This window comes from Aurantivibrio plasticivorans, from assembly GCF_055392955.1.
In genome coordinates this window covers 1,495,241-1,510,068 of the sequence record NZ_AP036020.1, presented here as the reverse complement: position 1 = coordinate 1,510,068, position 14,828 = coordinate 1,495,241, and the positions used below count along the sequence as shown (strand labels likewise).

Below are 14,828 nucleotides of genomic sequence, written 5' to 3'. Positions count from 1 at the left end.
ATTTTTACGTCTAATTGGTGCCTTGGGCATCGGGCTTTGAGGCTACTCTAATGACCCCCTTCTCTAGCCACTGGTCGATCTGCTCCTGATCATACCCCTGTTCCAAAAGAACAGCTCGCGAATCCTCCCCTAGCGTTGGCGCTCCCCGGTTGGGTTCCACCGGCGTTTTTGAATACCGAATAGGATGACCTACTGTTGTGTAACCACCAAGATCAGAATTTTCCAGCTGCCAAAGCATGCCTAGCGCATTAGCTTGCGGGTCTTCATACATATCAGGACGGTAATTGACCTGACCACAGGGAACACCCGCCGCCTCTAACTTTTCTAGCCAATAGTCGTTTGATTCTGCTTTCAGACTCTCTTCGATTTGTAACATTAAGCGCTTTTGAGCGAAATAAGCCTCGTCGGAAATGCTCCCAAAACTCATATCCTGAAAAGGGTCTTCCAGCGCCAATAGTTCACACAGCTTTTTGCGCTGGGGAGTATTCAACGCCGCAATACTAATGTAACCACTTGCGGTCCGATAAGTTCGATAATATGGATAAACATGCAAGTCCGTCGGCCGATGGCTACACTCAGGCACCTCTATTGGACGGGCTGTGTCCGGCTGTTCACTGCGCAAGCGAGCGTTAGCAAATTCGTCGATTATATCTGTGTGGCTTTTATGGCTATTGGGTAAGTCATCTAAAACCTCCCGCTCATGGGAAGTCATGCTTTCATCGAGTTCGTCGATATTTACCAAGCCAATCATTTGCAACGCCATGCCGGTACTGAACAGCGAAGATTCAATTTTTTGGCCTTCACCCGTTTTCAAGCGGTGAAAAAGCGCACTAGCGATGGCAAACGCGTTGTAGATTCCGGTACTAATATCAATATACGGTAGACCACCTGGACCGCGAGGCTCCGCTTGCCCGTCAGCATAATTTGACATAATGCCAGACGCCGCGTGAGCAATAATGTCAAAGCCTTTACGACTCCTGTAGGGGCCCACTTCACCAAAGGCAGTACTACTAAGAAAAATAATTTGCGGATTGATAGCGCGTAAGGTGTCGTAATCAATACCTAATCGATCAGACGCACCCGGAACAAAGTTTTGTACGACAACATCTGCCGTCTTCACCAACTCGTGAACAATGCTGCGCCCCTCTTCCGACTTAAGGTCAACGGATAAACTTTTTTTCCCTCGATTAAATGCTAAGGACATCCGCGTGTTACCGCGATAGCGCACCGGAGACCCTAGTCGCCGCTCTTCCGCACCATCTGGTGGTTCAATTTTTATGACATCGGCCCCAACATCGGCCAGTAAGAATCCGCAATAGGGTCCGGCAATGTATTCAGAGAAATCTAACACCTTAATACCAGACAACAGACTATTCACGATTCACGACCTTCATATTTTATGGATACTATCCGTAAATTATTTTTTCTCTATTCAGCTGACGCGAGGTTAACCACGAAGCAAAAAATGCAAACACTAACGTTGCCGTTGTCGACGCCGCAATGTGCCAAGCATTCATTCCCTGGGTATCCAACACATCCTCCATTAACATTTGTGTACTCATTAATGGAACCCAGTATTGCCAATCATGAGACACATCGGACCATACAACAAAGTATCCCACGAAAATGGGCAATATCATCAACAGCCCAATATAACTTTGCGCTTCTTTATAGGTTTTGGAAGAGATTGAAATAAACAGCTGCAAAATGGTCGACAACATCGCCAAAGGCATCAAGACAACAAACAGTTGCAACACATCACTGGGGGCGAGGTCGCCTCTGATGCCCAGCTGGGAAAATGGCAGCCGAGGAATGAGCAAACCCAAAGCAAACAAAACCAACGCCACCACCAGCAACGTAAAAATACAAGCGGTGAGCCATTTTCCAAACAATATTTTTATCGGTGTCACGGGCGTTAATAAAAGTGACTCTAATGAAAAGCGCTCACGCTCTCCAGCCATCATATCAATGGCTATACCAGTACTGGTGGTAAAAGTGGTAATTGTCAAAATGAGAGCGACCAAACCAAACACCATTGAGGATCCAGATTGCGAGCTTGATATATCGTAATCTTGCACTTTTACAGGTGACAACACCTTTGGCGAAACGCCACGCACAATCAGCCTCAACGCCCCTATTTGCTGAGCCCACTGTTGCACCTGAATCTTGATGTTAGTAGCCTTACCTAAAATATCTTTACGGTTTTTATCGTAAACAAGCTGAAGCGCTGGCGTATCGAATTGATCAAATTTTTCTGCAAAATCACTGGGAATAATCAGCACCATATCAAGCTTGCCAGCTGTGACTTTTTCAATAGCCTCTTCAGGCGCTGGCGTAACTTCTACGTCGTGCTCTTCCAACCAGTCTACAATAGGCTGGGCATACTCAACTCCTTGCACGGGCAATACAAATCGTTTTGCGGATTGTTGCAAATATACAGACAAATTAACAATGACAAAAATCAACAAAATATTTAATGCCGGCGCAATAAATATTGTAGCGAGAGCCCGGCGGTCTCGCAGCGCATCTCGTAATTCTTTTTGGAGTATCGTAACCACCGGTCTCATCAGGCCTCTACCCCCGCGTACGCGAGTTTGACAAAAGCGTCCTCAAAGGTCTCGCTAGCAGTTTCCTTTTTTAATTCAGTCAAACTGCCGCTGGCTGTCACCTTACCGTTTGCGACAACAACCGCCCTGTCACAAAGATGATCGACTTCGTGCATTAAATGACTGGAAAATATAATTATTTTATTTTCCTGCTTGAGTTGTAAAAGCAGCTGACGTACCGCGCGAGTAGTTAATACATCAAGACCATTGGTTGGTTCATCAAGTAAAATAATGCGAGGATCATGAATGAGTGTTCGTGCAAGCGCGACCTTAGTTTGCTCACCATGGGAGAAACCCTGGGTTCTGCGATCGATGATGGCTTCCATATGCAACAAAGCAATGAGCTCGTCTAATCGCTGGTGCAGTTGTTTCTTGGGTAAATTATAGAGGGAACCAAAATAGACGATATTTTCTCGCGCTGTTAACCGGGGGTATAGGCCCGCCCCGTCAGGCAACGAACCCAACGTGGTGCGCAACAGGGTCATTTGAGACTCGATATCTTTTCCATCTATCAATATCTGGCCTGATGTTTTCTTTATAAGACCGGTTAACATTCGCATGGTCGTGGTTTTACCCGCGCCATTCGGCCCCAGCAGCCCAACAATTTCACCGGGGCTCACAGAAAACGATACGTCATCTACCGCCACCACGGGCCCATAGGTCTTTCTTAGATTTCGCACTTCAATCATTCAACACCTCGCTCGCCGCCATAGCGGGACCAGCAGGGGTAATAAAAGGCGGCGTAGGCCTTATCTTGTCGATGCATGAGGTATCAACCAGGCGCGTTCTGGGTACATTGAAGAACTGACTAATAAGCTTGGGCATACAACCCAATATACTCGCACCGTGATGAGCACCAGGCACAACAAGATGCTGCGCATGCTCGATGGTTGTTAAAGCTTTCTCCCCCCACCGTGATGGTGTCACAGGGTCAAACTGGCCAGAGACAAGCAGCATCGGTTGCTTATACACAGTTTGGCGAAAGTAATTTTTTGGAAGGTCAACTTTGGGGAGTTTGTCACAAATTCGTTTATAGCTTTGGCGCGGATCGAGGCTCAACAGAGTAGAAGATCCTTGAGAAATTGTTTCGATCTGAGGTGAAGGCACATTGGCATTAACATCCGTTGCACAAAGGATAGTGTAATGTAACCCCGCACTTATCACCTGATCACTTTCCGCACCCAGCGCAATCAAACTTGCTAGAGGTTGGTAATCGCCTTGCGTAAGAGAATCGATAACCAGCAGCAGTACACTCGATACTTCACGCGAATAAAGCGCTAAGCGAATATATTGAGATAGAAGCTTGCCTGTGACGTGTACTTCAAGTTTTTCTTGTGACAGAGGGTGCACCAATTCAATCACCCTAGGTTCCCTATCGAGGCGCTCGATGAGTATTGACAATTTATTTTCCAAACCACCAAATTGCTGCTGACACGAAGCCTGCCGTCTGCAATTTTCTAAAAGCGCACGCAACGCGGCTTCAGCATCTACCGCCATGTTTTGAGTTAAGACAAGCTCCAAAGGTGCAACCGCATCCAAAACGGCACTGCGAATAAAGTCTGGGTGACGACGCATAAAAATCAATGCAGCTCGTGTTCCATAAGATGAGCCCCATAGGTTAACTTCAGAATAACCAAGCTGCCGCATCACATAATGAAAGTCGTCAACTGCATACGGCGTTAGATAATACTCAATGTCGGCTTCATACCCTTCAAAACACTGTTGAATAGCCGTCGCTTGCCACTCAATGATATCTGCTTCACTCAGCCCTAAAACATCATGGTCGTCTAACTCGCATTTAAGAGGATTCGACTTCCCCGTACCGCGTTGATCAATCATAACAATATCGCGTTTGCGATTGATTTCTGCCAACATGGGATAGAGAGCAAATTCTAACTCCGTTGCCGCCTGCCCTGGACCTCCCGCGAGAATAAGTACCGGGTCTTTCGCTGGGTTAGCAGACAATGCGGGCGCTTTCACCACATTAAGGGAAATTTTCTTGCCACTGGGTTTATTAGGGTTTTCTGGGACAACGAATTGCCCACACTGCAGATCTCGAAAATAAGTATTGCCTCCCAACTCTTCCGGAGTGCAATTGTGTAGAGTCGCTGCAACCGCAGCGGGCATGGTAAAGAACGCCATTCCAAGACAAAGAGCCACTAGCATCGTGATACTAACAACATTAACCCAAACACTGATAGCACAAGCAATATAATGGGCGACGCCGTACTGTAAATCACGAAGAAATTCTATGAGGGAGAGTTCACGACTTCTGAAATTTTGGTTTATCACAGACTATTTATAATCCTTATTATTAGCGAGTTGTAAGAATACAGGATCTCCAATGCTGTAGATGATTATAGCGGCCAATTACAACTAACCGCTAATTTTCTGTCGGATCGTCTAATTTAGGAAATTGACGATCTACCTGCTAACATTCGAGCGCCAACTTCATTTCGAGAACATTCATTATGGTCATTCCATCCACTTGGTTCGTTAAGAAGTGTCACAAAGTACTCGCGTTAGCAGTGGCATATATAGTCGCCTCTTCACCCGCATTGTCTGACGAATCTCCCGCTTCATGGTACCAATCAGGCGAGGATGCACTTCGTTCCGCTTTAAATAAAACCAACAACGAGAACAATGCGAAGAACGTTATTCTGATCGTGGGTGACGGCATGGGGATATCCACCGTCACAGCCTCTCGCATCTTCGATGGTCAAAGTCGCGGTGAACAAGGGGAAGAAAATTTGCTATCATTTGAGCACTTCCCTGCCCTAGCACTATCAAAGACGTACAACACTAACCAGCAAACTCCGGATTCTGCCGGCACCATGACAGCAATGATGTCAGGAATTAAAACAAAGGCAGGATTTATTAGTGTTAATCAACTGGCGACTCGCGGTGACTGCCAATCGAGCCAGGCTAACCATGTCAAAACATTGTTAGAACAAGCTGAAGATGCCGGGTTGGCTACCGGTATCGTATCGACGGCCCGCATCACTCACGCAACGCCAGCAGCAACCTATGCTCATACTCCAGAACGAGACTGGGAAGATGATTCCGAATTACCCGATGATGCAAAATCTCGTGGTTGCAAAGACATTGCTGCTCAACTAATTGAATTCCCCTACGGCGATGGTGTTGACGTTGCGCTGGGCGGAGGGTTGAGACATTTTCTTCCTAAAGAGACTATTGACCCACTGGAGGGAAAACCCGGCTTCCGATTAGACAAGCGAAACCTAGTCAATGAATGGAAAACAAACGGTGGCTCTGTCGTATTTAACCGAGAACAGCTTAAACAGATCGATGTAAACAGCACACCAAAATTATTAGGCTTATTTCATCGATCGCATATGTCATTCAATCAAGACCGAGAGCGGGAATCACAAGAACCTTCCCTTGAAGCAATGACACAATCCGCACTAGATATACTTAAGAAAAATACCAAAGGGTTTTTCTTAATGGTGGAAGCTGGGCGAATCGATCACGCACACCACTTCGGCAATGCCCATCGCGCATTGAAAGACACACAGGAATTGTCTCGAACGGTTCAACTCATTCTAGAGAACGTAGATACCAAAGATACTTTAATTATCGTTACAGCCGATCACAGCCATACGTTCACAATGGCGGGCTATCCTACGCGAGGCAACCCAATATTAGGAAAAGTGGTGGGGAACAATAGCCAAGGTGAACCCAAAACCACACCGCAGCTCGCGTTGGATAAAAAGCCCTACACAACACTTGGCTACCGAAACGGTCGTGGGTTTTTAGTGCCACCAAAAGAAAAACAACGTGGCACATACAGCATTGGCCGCCAAGATTTATCACAGATCGACACCGAACATGTCGATTTTCACCAAGAAGCCTTAGTTCCGATGCCTTCCGAAACGCATGGCGGAGAAGACGTTGCAATTTATGCTACCGGACCCTGGGCACACCTGTTTCATAGTACACACGAACAGCACTACATTTATCACGTCATGCATCATGCACTGAAAAAACAATTACACGAGAAGTAATGACTATGTGAAATTATTATGACAGCGGCTGAACGGCCGCTCAGTTTTGCTATAGTAAATCGCGACTAGGTTCATCTTCTGATCGAGGTTTAACGCAACATTAATACATCAATATATTTCCAGCAACTCGACATGCTCGAAGCACACAGCTCGAACCATGTTCGGGTAAAGCAACTTGTTAGCATCTCTCATCGCCATGCTACGTACCCTGTCTATGCCTTGAGCATGGGCAACCCTAGCCCCGAAACACCCACCCTGACTTTCATCGCTGGTATTCACGGCCTTGAAAAAATTGGTAGCGAAGTGGTCCTTGCGTTTCTTGATACATTAATTCAACGCTTGGAGTGGGATCAAAGCCTCATTACCGGTTTGAAAAGTGCTGCATTCATTTTATCCCTATCGCTAATCCAGTCGGCAGCGTAATGAACACACGCAGCAATGGAAACCATGTTGATCTTATGCGGAATGCGCCTATCGACGCAGAAAAACGCCCCCCCTGGTTAGTCGGAGGTCACCGGTTACACAAGCATATCCCCTGGTACCGCGGAAAAAAAGGGGATGAGATGGAGCCAGAAACGCTAGCACTATGCGACTTTATCGAGAACAACTTATTTACTAACCCTTTCAATATAGTGCTAGATTGCCATTCAGGATTCGGTTTTGAAGATCGATTGTGGTTTCCGTTCGCATACTCGAAAAAACCCATTTACCACTTGAGTGAAATCTATGCGCTTAAACGCTTACTCAATCAAACCTACCCTCACCTCAACTATGTTTTTGAACCACAGTCAAAGCACTACACGGCTCACGGCGATCTATGGGATTACCTCTATTTAAAATCGTTTGAAAAGAATACGATATTTTTGCCCCTTACAATGGAAATGGGGTCTTGGCGGTGGGTAAAGAAAAACCCCAGGCAACTCGCATCGATTAGCGGTTTATTCAACCCTACCATTCCACACCGCTTAAAGCGTGTGTTACGTCAGCACATCGTGCTTATGGAATTTTTAATACGCGCAGTACGCTCCTACCAAAACTGGCAGCCTTTGGCGGAAAAGCGTGCACATCTGCACTCAGAAGCGGTAAGGTATTGGTATTGGTATTGGTATCGCCATACTGACCGGAATCTAAATGGATACACAATGGGTTTTTCTCAGAGGCTTGGCGCGGGATCAACGCCATTGGGGGACGTTTCCCCAATTGTTTTGCCAAAACGTTGGAAACGTCAACGTGTTGTGTTGCGACCTACCAGGTGCGGGCGAGCTATCTCATTTGAAAAGCCCAAGCAACATCTCTGCAATCGTCGATCTTATCCGAGACCATTATAAATCACAGCTTCTTGACGAAGAGCAACGGCGCAAAAAAGTGAATATTTTAGCCGTATCTCTTGGGGGGATGGTCGCCGCCGACTGGATGAAGCGATATTCCCACGAGATAGCTTCCGCTGTCATCATCAATTCCAGTAGCCGCCTGAATCCGATCTGGCAGCGATTAGAACTTTCAAATTTTTTAAAATTGTTATTGATTCGCCCCAGTCGTTTTGCAGCCCGTGAGAAAAGAATTATTGAAACGATCAGTAACAATCCGGATATTTATCCAGACCTCACAGAGGACTGGATACAATTTCAAATAGAGAACCCGCTACCTTTCAATACAATACTCAAGCAACTTATCGCTGCAGCGAAGTTTAAGCCTCCTGCTATCACACAGCCGACCTTATTGTTGGCCTCTCGCAAAGATCGCCTCGTAAACCCGGCATGTTCGGTTAAACTTGCCGAGCATTGGAATATGCCATTACGTTGGCACCCAACGGCAGGTCACGACTTAACCACGGATGACCCTAGTTGGGTGGTCGATAAAATTGTAAACTGGATGACATAGCATCCCATTTAAAATTGACTAACTATCGGACATGCTGGATGGAAATATACGGGGATATTAAATCAGGGAATTGCTACAAAGTTAAACTCCTATGCGACTTGCTTGGAAAATCCTACGAGTGGATTCATGTTGACATTTTAGACAACGACACGCACACGCCAGAATTTCTAGCAATGAACCCTAATGGCAAAATTCCGGTGATACGCCTAGAGAATGGAAAATGCTTATCTGAATCTAACGCTATATTGCATTTTTTGGCTGAAGAAACAGAGATGCTGCCAGCGGACATTTGGGCGCGAGCAAATGTTTTGCAGTGGCAATTTTTCGAGCAATATAGCCACGAACCATTTATTGTCGTGGCTCGATATATCGCGTTGTACTTGGGCTTACCCGACTCGCGTCGCGACGAATACGAAAGCAAACGAGCTGGCGGTAATAAAGCACTCACCATACTAAACGACCGCTTAAGTCAGTCCTCGTTTCTTGTCGGCGATAACCCCACAATTGCTGATATCAGTTTATTTGCCTATACCCATGTCGCTAGCGACGGCGGGTTTGATCTCGATAACTACCCGCAGGTTCAAAGATGGATCAACGATATTCAAAGGCTTCCCGGGTTTACACCAATGAGTATCGACTAAGAGCCTGCCTGGGAACGTTAGATGGGGTGTTATTGAAGACGAATCGAAGAAATGTCACGTTCAGTTGTCACGGCAAGCAAGATGCAAGGCGTCACGATCACTTGTGCATACATTTTATTAGGATCAGGTCGCTTCATGACCAAAGGTAATGACAGCTCGCCGTTTTTTAAATCTGCTGATGTGTTTTCAAGCTGCCAATAATAACCGGGGTTTGGCTTCTGCCCCATACTGGCCAATATCAGTTGTTCTGTTTGAATACGATGTTTGGCCACGGCATTGACGATCGCCTGCCGACCTACACTATCACTAGACACCAACTCAGTTCCAGGAGCATTCAACTGCGTCGGGTTGAATTCTGTAGCAAGCACTGCGGGAATATCATCAGTACTGGCAATTACCAATAATGATTCACGCTCTATGCCGCAGTGCTTAGATTCAATGACTGCGCGAATAGAAACCACAGAATGAGTGGAACCACATCCTGTGCCCACAACCAGAAAGATTATCAGTGACATCCATTTCCATCGTATAACTAATCGCATAGCGGTGAGGCTTACCTATGGTTGTCCAGCCGTTTTTCGCTCAGCTGTTTCGTACTTTTTTTAATGGCATAGCCATTAGGCTTAGATTGGCCATTTCCTGCCGAGTTAATAGTCGTTGTCGCTGAAGAGGTTCGACCTAATATATCCGCGACAATATCGCGGTTTGCGATATCGCTGTCCTCAACACGCACAATACCAATATCGTTAAGTGAGGGATAAGCCCCACAAGACTCTCCAAATTGACAAATAACAAAATCGTTCTCGATGTCAGAGCCAGACACGATGTTATATTCTCCGGGGACAACGCCCGTAAATTCAAACTCGCCTGTTGCTAAATTGGCTTGTGTTTGATCGACGACGGTATCAGTAGCTGAGTCAATCAGTAAAACATAATGAGGGTGTAAACGTCCGGCAGTCTCGACCGTTCCCACTTGCATTGTTACGTTCACAGATAGCGTTTGCTGGCTATCAATCTCTACGTCAATCGAGGTTTGATAGATACCATCACCAAGTCCTGTCCGATCAACCTGTACGTCATAGGTCCCTAGACCACTTGCATCAATTGCATTCGGGGAAACAGACAACCACACCGCACTAGAATCAATATTGGTCACCGATGGCGAACCACCTCCTAGATTCTCAATTGTAAGGGGCTGAACTGATCCACCGATAAAAGTTAATGACTGAGGCGTTGCGCTAACCTGGACAGGCAATGGCGGGGCGACTCCACCGTTGGCCAGTGTTCTTGCTTCTATCACTGCTTTTGAGGCGTTGAGCCTGCCATAGCCAAAGAAATTGTCCCTGCCAGCCGTTCCTAAATCGTCCGTGAGCTGGCCGTTTTGCAACAGCGCGTCAAATTGCGTAGGCGTTAACTCTGGATACTCGGCTTTCATTAAGGCCACGACACCGGCAACATGCGGGCTGGCCATCGAGGTGCCTTGATAGAAGCGGTAAGTGGAGCGACGCCCCCCTTCCGAATCGTCAGCAGCGGTGCTGAGCACGCCATCTCCGTAACCATCCACATTAAGATCGCGATTCACATCGCCACCTGGAGCAGCAATATCAATCGTGTCACCGAAATTTGAATAGGGTGCTAAGTCATCATTGAAATCAACGGCACTTACCGACACCACACCTTGGTAGGCAGCGGGATAATTGCGCTCACTGGTGGCATCGTTACCTGCCGATGCCACAAGAATAACGCCCTGGGCCCGCACTTGATTGACGACATTTTGAAAAGACTGTTGAGCCCCCGGCCCACCTAAACTCATGTTGACCACATCGACAATTTGAGAGGGTACACTGCCACTATCATTGGGCAATCCGGCTGCGTAGAGCAGGCTCTGCATAATGTCGTAGCTAGACCCCGAACCATTGAGCCCTAAGGCACGAAGCGGCATTACCTTAGCACCCCAAGAGACACCAGCAACGCCCAAACCGTTATTGGTTCGTGCGGCTATGGTTCCCGCAACGTGTGTACCGTGCCAAGAACTCTTCCCTGGCTCATCGTCGTCTCCCGGGTCATCAGGATCGCTGTCGATACCGTTGCCATCACGGGCATCGGATATATTCGAGATAAAATCGTAGCCATTAACCAGTTGATCTTGAAAATCAGGGTGCTCGGCAACAATTCCGGTATCTATGACACCCACTATCACGGGATCACCCGCACGATCGCCGGTGGTAAGATCCCAAGCTTGCGGCAAACTAATTTGAGGATAATGCCACTGGAAGCGATAGGCCGTATCGTTGGGCACACGCATAGTTTTATAGCGGTAATTGGGCTCTGCATACTCAACATCGTCACGAAGAGACAAGGCTTTGATCATGCGCAAAGTATTCGCTTTGTCACCCAGCGGACCACTGGACTTGGTGGATGCATTCATTCTGTAAACAACGGATGGATTCAGCGTCGCCAAGGTGGGACGGCTGCTGTCTTGGTGTCGAAAACCTAGTTGTTGCGTCGAGATGTTTTTCACCGAGAAGTCTGCAGATTGGGTTTCGGCAACCTCAGTATTTTTGGTGCCCGTGCCATCCTTAAACTTAACAATCATCTGGTTAGGCAAGAAGTCCATCGAGTTATAGCCAGCATTGCTATCTCGCAACGTAGCGGTCGAACTGCTGGGTGCGGGTAATAAGTCTAAGACATATTTTGAAATTCCCTCCCAAGCTTCCACGACAATGAAATACTGACCTGCGTCGAGAACCGTAATGGTTTCTTCTTCGGTAGTACCCCGCGAAGCGGCGACCTCATTTCGGTTTTCATCAAATAGCCACAAATCCAAGTCGCCGAAAAAGTCTCCGCCAACTAATTCGTGATCAACTATCTGGAGGTTAATACGCTGACCGGCTTGCAAATAAACGGTAAAGAAATCAAATTCATCATAATCTGACTGAAAGCGCCCATCCAAACCAGCTGTTTCACCATTCGCAAACGATGAAAAACCATGCAGTGTCACAATATTGTTGATCGATTGAGCGTCTGGAAAGTCATCGTTAGACGCGAAATTCGCAAAAATGTCGTTAACATCGGTGTCGTAATCGATTGAAATCGCCGCGTCCACCATCCCAGACACAGTGCGCGCTAAAGTATTATCAACGCACTCAACTTGGAGGTTATCGACGTCGGCGCCAGCAATGGTCCCTCGGCTATTCAGTAAAATGCACGATTGATTAGTTGGTTTGCCGTCAATACGGACAAAGTATTCTGTGTCATCCGCTATACGCGTGCTAAAAGCAAAGTTACCATTTGATGTAACATTGAGGTTCTCGACAATACTTTGATCCACCTCATTACTCAGCTGTAAGTTGCCGTTTAATCCAGTAACAACACCCGATAAACGGAATTCTGTCTCAGCAGCTGGACTCCCCGAAGAAGACGAAGACCCTCCTCCGCATCCCCATAGCGAAGCCAACACCGCGGCGCATAAGGTAAAAGAAATGCGAGATCTTGCTTTTATCATCCTCGCCCTACCAATTTTGATCATCCAATACCTCAACCAATTCTGTTCATTAGCCTACCACCAGCGGTCTCGACCATTACGCAAGGCAGATTAAGCATCCTAGTGTGAATTATCAATTCAGCCGGTGTGGATTCACGCGAAGCGTGTGAACGGTATCACAACTTTCCCCAACCCACACTGCCTAATAATTAGACAGCGACGACCAACTAATGTCACAAGACACTTTATTTATAATAGGCGACATCTCTTCTGTGTAGGACTGAATAACAGCCATACCAGATCAGCCAAACTAACAAAGGACAAGCTGTTTTAGGCGTATGCCCATGAGCACGGCTGAGACCATAAAAACCGTTCTCCCTGGCACATTGTATTGTCAGACGCTCAAATTTAGTTCAAGTCATCCTTGCACGGTTCCTAGATAGGACGATGAATACTGTAGAAGTGTATGGGGTCGCGTTTTCTGTCCTACTTAAACAGGGCCCCTTCAAATGCCGCTGACAGATTTACCACCCCCCAACAATCCTCTCGCTGATATGAAAGCTTGACGAGATAACTAAGTTGCTTGAAGGCGTCGCTGTTCATTCCCCTGCGACCTGATGAGCTCTACCTGGCAAACTAACGCGCCATACTTCGGATCGCCAAGGTGTTCTTCCTCAGCGCCCTCTCGGTTGGACTAGCCGGCAACGCTTCGCTCCGTTACTATTGGTCCATTCGATCTTCAAAAGAACTGATATTATCGTGACAACCATCCACCTAATCCGCCACGGGCAAACCAATTGGAATGTTGAGAAACGCATTCAAGGCCAAACAGATTCGGTTCTCACCGACGAAGGACACATCCAAGCTAAAGATGCCGGTGAAAAACTAAAACACCTTCCCGTTACCGTTGCCTATGCAAGTAGTAGCATCCGCACACGTGATACAGCCAGTCACATCCTCCACCACCACAACGTAGATTTAAATTTACGCGACGAACTACGGGAAATCTATCTCGCAAGCTGGGAGGGAAACCTGTACGAGGATATGAAAGAAACAGAACCAACTCAGCATCGTCATTTTTGGGAAGACCCATCGCAATTTGCGATTGTCGACGGAGAAACCTTTTATGATGTTCAAGCACGTGCTGTTAACGCCGTGAAACAGATCGTTTCTGATCATGCAGAAGAGGAAATATTGCTGGTCAGTCACGGCGTTTGGATTAAAACGTTATTGACCTATATAGAAAAACGCCCACTAAGTCATTTCTGGCATCCCCCCAAAATGACAAACTGTTGCCACAGCATTGTGACCCATGATGGTAGTGATGATTTTGCCCCTGAGAACTTCACCATTCATCAGTACGGCAATCTTACAGAATGGGATACAACACAATAATGAATTCTGTGCTACATTTTGGTGGAGCTATAAAACCACTGTAGCGACGTTGAACAACTCAGCTTTATAGAAAGATAATAAAAAATAGCCGCCCCAGGAGAGGTATCCAATGAAACTATACACATACTACCGTAGTTCGGCTGTGTATCGTGTCCGCATCGCATTAAATCTTAAAGCACTCGACTATGAGTCGGTGTCGGTCTCTCTTGGGGACAAAGAAAATGCGATGAAAGCATTGGATTATTTTTCGATAAATCCGCAGGGGTTTGTACCTGCGCTTGAGGACAATGGACAAATATTCACTCAGTCGCTAGCAATCATTGAGTACCTTGACGAAGAGTATCCCGATATTTCACTGCTGCCAACCAAACCGAAAGATCGGGCCGTTGTGCGAGCCATGGCACAAATGATTACCTCTGACGTGCATCCTCTCAACAACTTGAGGGTATTAAACTATCTGCGGGATCAGCTAAAACAACCGGAAGAAAGTATAAATGCGTGGTATAAACATTGGATTCAAGAGGCATTTGCCGCACTGGAAACCATGGTCGAACAACACGGCGGAGCTTATTGCTTCAAGGATACTATTTCACTTGCTGATGTTTGTTTAGTGCCGCAAATGGCCAATGCCAAACGTATGAACGTTGATATCAGCCCGTTTTCAAAACTTAGAGAAATTGATGAGGTCCTGTCGAGCCACCCGGCTTTCATTGATGCAGCGCCTGAAGCTCAAGCAGACGCACCGGCAGATTCAGTGCTCTAGCCATTTAGCATTGTTTTAACATCACACAAGTCT

At 46.7% G+C, this 14,828-nt stretch carries 11 protein-coding genes and 1 pseudogene; 6 read left to right on the top strand and 6 right to left on the bottom strand.

Annotated features, from left to right (window positions below):
• Positions 1-10 precede the first annotated feature (10 nt).
• From ACZ5NB_RS06730 to ACZ5NB_RS06715, 4 genes are read right to left on the bottom strand one after another with little or no spacing between them, the layout of a single operon-like run.
• On the bottom strand, positions 11-1,378 hold the full coding sequence (locus tag ACZ5NB_RS06730; RefSeq protein WP_460232264.1) for a CaiB/BaiF CoA transferase family protein: 1,368 nt from the start codon (positions 1,376-1,378) through the stop codon (positions 11-13).
• A 28-nt stretch (positions 1,379-1,406) separates the two neighbouring features.
• Positions 1,407-2,567: an ABC transporter permease gene (locus ACZ5NB_RS06725; RefSeq protein WP_460232263.1), complete on the bottom strand. Its 1,161-nt coding sequence runs from the start codon at positions 2,565-2,567 to the stop codon at positions 1,407-1,409.
• A complete protein-coding gene (locus ACZ5NB_RS06720; protein WP_460232262.1) occupies positions 2,567-3,295 on the bottom strand; it encodes an ABC transporter ATP-binding protein in 729 nt (242 codons plus the stop codon). The genes ACZ5NB_RS06725 and ACZ5NB_RS06720 overlap by 1 nt, the downstream gene beginning before the upstream one ends.
• Positions 3,288-4,898, bottom strand: coding sequence for an alpha/beta fold hydrolase (locus tag ACZ5NB_RS06715; RefSeq protein WP_460232261.1), 1,611 nt, complete (start codon positions 4,896-4,898; stop codon positions 3,288-3,290). The genes ACZ5NB_RS06720 and ACZ5NB_RS06715 overlap by 8 nt, the downstream gene beginning before the upstream one ends.
• A 179-nt stretch (positions 4,899-5,077) precedes the next feature.
• On the opposite strand from ACZ5NB_RS06715, the gene ACZ5NB_RS06710 reads away from it, so the two are divergent.
• The 4 genes and pseudogenes from ACZ5NB_RS06710 to ACZ5NB_RS06695 all read left to right on the top strand — a co-directional run bounded on the left by ACZ5NB_RS06710 (position 5,078) and on the right by ACZ5NB_RS06695 (position 9,153).
• Positions 5,078-6,631 (top strand): alkaline phosphatase, encoded by a 1,554-nt coding sequence (locus ACZ5NB_RS06710; protein ID WP_460232260.1) that lies wholly within the window; start codon positions 5,078-5,080, stop codon positions 6,629-6,631.
• Between the two features lie 132 nt (positions 6,632-6,763).
• Positions 6,764-7,410: pseudogene (locus ACZ5NB_RS06705) on the top strand (M14 family zinc carboxypeptidase); the annotation flags it as partial.
• Between the two features lie 352 nt (positions 7,411-7,762).
• The gene (locus ACZ5NB_RS06700) at positions 7,763-8,512 is read left to right on the top strand and encodes an alpha/beta fold hydrolase (protein WP_460232259.1); all 750 of its coding nucleotides are present in this window, start codon (positions 7,763-7,765) and stop codon (positions 8,510-8,512) included.
• A gap of 38 nt (positions 8,513-8,550) precedes the next feature.
• A complete protein-coding gene (locus tag ACZ5NB_RS06695; protein ID WP_460232258.1) occupies positions 8,551-9,153 on the top strand; it encodes a glutathione S-transferase family protein in 603 nt (200 codons plus the stop codon).
• 29 nt (positions 9,154-9,182) lie between these two features.
• On the opposite strand, the gene ACZ5NB_RS06690 is transcribed toward ACZ5NB_RS06695, so the two are convergent.
• Positions 9,183-9,695 (bottom strand): hypothetical protein, encoded by a 513-nt coding sequence (locus ACZ5NB_RS06690; protein ID WP_460232257.1) that lies wholly within the window; start codon positions 9,693-9,695, stop codon positions 9,183-9,185.
• 11 nt (positions 9,696-9,706) lie between these two features.
• Positions 9,707-12,658, bottom strand: coding sequence for a S8 family peptidase (locus ACZ5NB_RS06685; RefSeq protein ID WP_460232256.1), 2,952 nt, complete (start codon positions 12,656-12,658; stop codon positions 9,707-9,709).
• A 738-nt stretch (positions 12,659-13,396) separates the two neighbouring features.
• On the opposite strand from ACZ5NB_RS06685, the gene ACZ5NB_RS06680 reads away from it, so the two are divergent.
• Both ACZ5NB_RS06680 and maiA read left to right on the top strand, forming a co-directional pair.
• Complete coding sequence (locus ACZ5NB_RS06680; RefSeq protein ID WP_460232255.1) at positions 13,397-14,032, top strand: histidine phosphatase family protein; 636 nt, start codon at positions 13,397-13,399, stop codon at positions 14,030-14,032.
• Positions 14,033-14,141: 109 nt separating this feature from the next.
• Entirely contained in the window at positions 14,142-14,795 is a 654-nt protein-coding gene (gene maiA, locus ACZ5NB_RS06675; protein WP_460232254.1) for a maleylacetoacetate isomerase, read from the top strand.
• Positions 14,796-14,828 lie beyond the last annotated feature (33 nt).

Coding starts and splice junctions, on each gene's coding strand:
- maiA (WP_460232254.1), top strand. CDS start 14,142: ATGAAACTATACACATACTACCGTAGTTCGGCTGTGTATCGTGTCCGC.
- ACZ5NB_RS06700 (WP_460232259.1), top strand. CDS start 7,763: ATGGATACACAATGGGTTTTTCTCAGAGGCTTGGCGCGGGATCAACGC.
- ACZ5NB_RS06710 (WP_460232260.1), top strand. CDS start 5,078: ATGGTCATTCCATCCACTTGGTTCGTTAAGAAGTGTCACAAAGTACTC.
- ACZ5NB_RS06685 (WP_460232256.1), bottom strand. CDS start 12,658: ATGATAAAAGCAAGATCTCGCATTTCTTTTACCTTATGCGCCGCGGTG.
- ACZ5NB_RS06720 (WP_460232262.1), bottom strand. CDS start 3,295: ATGATTGAAGTGCGAAATCTAAGAAAGACCTATGGGCCCGTGGTGGCG.
- ACZ5NB_RS06690 (WP_460232257.1), bottom strand. CDS start 9,695: ATGCGATTAGTTATACGATGGAAATGGATGTCACTGATAATCTTTCTG.
- ACZ5NB_RS06695 (WP_460232258.1), top strand. CDS start 8,551: ATGGAAATATACGGGGATATTAAATCAGGGAATTGCTACAAAGTTAAA.
- ACZ5NB_RS06725 (WP_460232263.1), bottom strand. CDS start 2,567: ATGAGACCGGTGGTTACGATACTCCAAAAAGAATTACGAGATGCGCTG.